The sequence below is a fragment of the Paenibacillus thalictri genome (genome assembly GCF_004307995.1).
Taxonomy (GTDB): Bacteria; Bacillota; Bacilli; order Paenibacillales; family NBRC-103111; genus Paenibacillus_AF; species Paenibacillus_AF thalictri.
Map to the genome: position 1 here is coordinate 1 of NZ_SIRE01000061.1, position 3,942 is coordinate 3,942.

The 3,942-nt window shown below is 50.3% G+C and carries 1 protein-coding gene; it reads right to left on the reverse strand.

The window, feature by feature from the left end; all coding sequences use genetic code 11:
• Nucleotides 1-798: 798 nt before the first annotated feature.
• Nucleotides 799-3,942, reverse strand: a 3,144-nt coding sequence (locus tag EYB31_RS39790) for an S-layer homology domain-containing protein (protein WP_131019127.1), incomplete at its 5' end; no start/stop codon positions are given.

The following is a 3,942-nucleotide window of genomic DNA, read 5'->3' on the forward strand; positions in this document are numbered from 1 at the left end:
ATCGGATCTATCAGCTCGTCTATCACTATCGCGTCTCGCTTGCTACATGAATGAGTATACTATGATTTCATCCGCCGAGTCATCGCAAAGAATCTCCCATGGAAGGAATGTCATTGGCAAGATACTTCAGGCGCGTTGGGTGGGAACGATAGGACTCGGCGCTTAAAGATACTTCAGGCGCGTTGGGTGGGAATGAGCCTGGGGTTCCAACCGCCAATTAAAATCATGGCCCTTGAATTGAAATTGGAAGAGGGTCGGGCCAAGATTTTAAACGCGGCCGCTTCGCTTTTCCACCCCAGGCTCATTCCTTGGCTCTACTATCGAGTTGGCCCCCAGCTTAAAAAATGAACCCAACTGGCGCTGCGCGCGGCTGGGTTGGCCGAACTTAGCGTCTCAATTGCTGACGTAGTCCGGCAACCTCGCGTGGCAGACGTACCCCGGTAGCAAAACCTATAGCAAAACATCGCCATAAAATGCACCGCTTTGACATCCAGCAGTTGTGTTTGTAGGAAGGCCCCGGCATAGCACGTGCCGTTGAATTGGCCGAATCCACGTCTACTCAGTTCGGCTCTCATCGTATCAAGTGCTTTAGTTAGGTTAATGAATACTGCGTGTAACCTTGGCTACTTAGCCGATCCTTTTTATTGACGTTTGTTTCTCGCAAGGGAACCTTTGTTATTGGCTAGTCCTATTCTCAGCGATTATCCCGCAGGGCATAAAAAAACAGCCCCGGTCGAATTGACCGGGGCCGCGCAGTGCTGCGGGTTCAAGCTGCTGCTTACCCCGCATCATGCCTCATTATTTTACGTTGACGTCAAATGTGGAGATGACTCCGCTTGGTGCGACGACGTTCACTTTGAAGCTTGTTACATCGCCTTGTGCGCCAGTGTATTGGATTTTGCCTGTGTCGGCGTTGATCGTTACGGCTTTCGGGTTGGTTCCTTCAATATCCGAGATGTAGAAGCTCAGTTTCAAGATATTGTTGTCGTTGTAGCCCGCGCCGTTGTCTCTTACCAGCATGTTGTCGGTCAATTTGCCTTCTTCGTTTTTCGCTCCAGGTGCGCTTTCTGCGACAAATTCGTCGGCAAATTGGTCTTTTACAGTAATTTTCTCAGCCAGCTGCGCATCCCACAGGTAAACGCCTTGGCTTAATACGCTCATGTCTACGGTTTTCGATGCTTTTTTCAATGCGATGCTCTTCACAACAGGTCCTTCTTTTTTCGACGTTACATCCAGCGAGCTGCTGATCATGTTTTGTTTGCCGTCCATGAACACTGTTGTAATTTTCGATGTGCCGTCTTTGACGCCGACTACCCAGTTGCCCGCTACGTCAGCTGCTTGGGTATCGCTCGAAGAAACGGACACGATGTTTGACGGTACCGCTACTTCTTCGCCGCTGCTGTTTTTCGCTTTTACTTTTACTTCTTTGGCAAATCCTTTGTAGTTATCGTACACGTTCTTCGCCGCTCCGCCCGCTGCGTCCCCGGCTTTGAAGTAATCGTCGGTGGCCAGCAAGGTGTTGTTGGATTTATCCAAGTACGCTTCGTAGGAAATTTTGTTGTTCACGTTGTTTGGATCCAAAACTTCCATCGTTGTCGACAGGTTGTTCACTTCGACGTATTTCTTATCGGCGATTGTAGCTGTTCCCGCCGCATCTTGTTTGTACAAGGTTGCTTTAAACGTGTAAGATGCCGATTTAGCCAAATCCGTCGTGTAGAATTTGAACGATTTGTCAAAGATGCTGTCTACGCTATCCGACGAGTTTTTCGCCAATGTGAAGTCTTTCGTGAGTGCTGTGCCGATCGCGTTTGGCTGCATCACGTATTTACGAGCCGATGTGGCGTCGTTTTGGTCCACTCTTTGTTTGCTCGCCAGGCTGGTTGCGCCCAAGCTTGCTGCGTCGCCGCTGTTAGCGGTCAAGGAGTAACGAACCAGGAATTGGCCGTTGGTGTCGTATTTCATTTCGCTGCCGAATTGATCATACACCTTCAGCTTCATTTCATTGTCAGTGCCGGCGATCATATATTTTTTCGGTGTTGTGGAGAACTTAATACCGTCGGCTTTGCGTTCGTCATAGACGTTCATATCCAATTTTGTGCTTGCCGATGGGTTGTCCTTCAGTTGCACGGTGATCGACGCGGCGCCTTTGTTATCTGCGCTTTGGATCGCAATCATACCTTTGTGTGCGCCGGAGTTCGAGATCGGCTGGTCAGCGAGCTTGATGCCGCCGCTGGCGAAAATCGTAAATTTGTCTTTGTTGTCATAGATGTCTTGACCGGTCAGCACGTTGCCCGCTTGGTCTTTCACAACCATCGGCACGTACATTTTGCCGTCGACTTCATCGTCGCCTGTCGGTACGTCGCCTTTAGCCAAGTTGTAGTTGTAGGCGCCGAATTCAAGTGTGTTGGGTACGCGAGTTGCGCCGATGGCAATTTTCTTCGTTACGGATTCGCCAGTGCCGTTGGCATAAACGCTGATCGTAATTTCTTTAGCTTTATCCGATACGGAGCGCAGTTTCAAGTCCGCTGCGTCGTCGCCGATTGCGTTGTCCACGTAAGCGCCGCTGTCGCCTTCGTTGCCTTTGGCCAAGTCACCGTCAGGAATGGTAACGGTGACACCTTGGTTGAGTTCGTCTTTGTTTTCGATACGCAAGCCGTATTGGTCATATACTTTCGTATCCAAGTACGCATAACCGTTGGCGTCGATCGACTCGACTTTATTGCCGGAGCTGTTCAACAGGTCGCCGACTTCCACTTTGGACACGATACTCTTGTCGCCCAACGTAAACGATTTGTTCACTTGTTTGTTGCTGTCTTGGTGGATGATCGTCAGAGCAATCACGCTGTTACGGTCCAAACCTTCAGGAAGCGTCAGGTAAAAAGCTTGTTCGCCGCCGATTGGCGTGATCGTGCCGTTGCTTGTGAACACGTCGAATTCGCTGGCCGGCATTTGTGTTTTTACGCCGTATTGGTTGGTGGCTTTGAAGTCAACGCGCAATTTTTTGCCAGGGTTGTTTGGCAGTGTGTCGCTCGAAGTCAAAAACTCGATTTTTTCGATTTTTTCTTTGTTTGTTGCTACTTTAGCGGTTTTGTTTGCTTCGTCGATGTTTTTCAGGCCGCTCAATGTGACAGTCCAGTTCGAGTCGTCAAACTTGCTGTCGAACACCAAGGTAGCTGTCATTTTCTTATCGTCCCATTTCACTTCGTAGCCACCGTTTACCGCCGCGCCGTTCTTTTGAACGTCGAAGTGAACCAAGGAAGTATCTTCCACCGCGCCGTTTAATTTCACGGTCATTTGGTTGGCGTCGGTTGCTTTCAAGGATGCAATCGCGTATTGGCCGTTAAAATGCGGCACGTATTGCTGTTTAGCTTCGTAAGAAGAAAGCACCAGCAGGTCGCGTGTTGCCGCCGTAGTACCGCCGAATTTGCCGTCTTTGCCGTTTTCCAGCAGTTTATCTTGCAAAGCTACAGTTACGTAACCTTTCGCCCAGTCGGACACGGTGTCGTCTTTGACGCCTTCGGCTTTTTTCGCCGCTTCTTCTTGGCCCAAGCCGCGAACTAGGAAGGTAGCCAGTTGTTCTCTGGTCACTTCGCCGGCCGGGTCGTATTTGTCCGCTGCCACGCCGTCCGTCAGGCCTGCTTTGACGATCGCTTCGATGTAAGGCAATGCGTAGCCGTTAGCCGGGTCGGTTGCTTTCACGTCAGCGAAGCTGGATGTTTTTAATGTGTTGTCCACCGGCAGTTCGAACACCAGCGCGGCCACTTTCGCAAATTGCGCACGGTTCATTTTGTCGGTGAGGCCAAACGTGCCTTCTTTCACACCGTCAAAAATGCCGGCGGAAATCATCGTATCGAATTTTGCCTTCGTTGCTGTGTCCAGGTCTTTCAAGTCCGTGAAATCGCCGGTCGATTTCGGTGCCGCTGCAAGGGCCATCGAAGAAAA